Source organism: Vibrio sp. 10N.222.49.C9 (assembly GCF_041474985.1).
GTDB classification, from domain to species: domain Bacteria; phylum Pseudomonadota; class Gammaproteobacteria; order Enterobacterales; family Vibrionaceae; genus Vibrio; species Vibrio crassostreae_C.
Map to the genome: position 1 here is coordinate 1 of NZ_JBFRVD010000564.1, position 337 is coordinate 337.

General features: G+C 42.7%; 1 pseudogene. It reads left to right on the forward strand.

The features are described 5' to 3' along the window. Positions 1–54 precede the first annotated feature (54 nt). Positions 55–337: pseudogene (locus tag AB4585_RS24485) on the forward strand (hypothetical protein); the annotation flags it as partial.

Here is a 337-nt window from a genome sequence, read left to right on the forward strand (position 1 = left end):
GTGTTAAGTAAAAGTTCTGTAATAAATGCATCGTTATCCGAAGACGAGACCTTAATGCAGGTTCAGGAGCAGCTCTCTAGCGCTATCACCAAGGAGGAACTGTTACATGATTACAGAAAGAGTGAGATTACTAATGGCGAGCAGAAGCTTGAGCTCTACATTTGTAAAAAAGAAGCACTTACTCGCTTGTTGGACCGATGTGCATTGTCGGTAGATGTAGTGGGATGGGTATTGACTGATCTTCATGCGTTGAGCAAAGAGCTTGGGTTACCTGATGAAAATAGGGCGGATGGTTTTATCGAAATAACGGAAGGTCGAATGGTGGTATCACTTAATC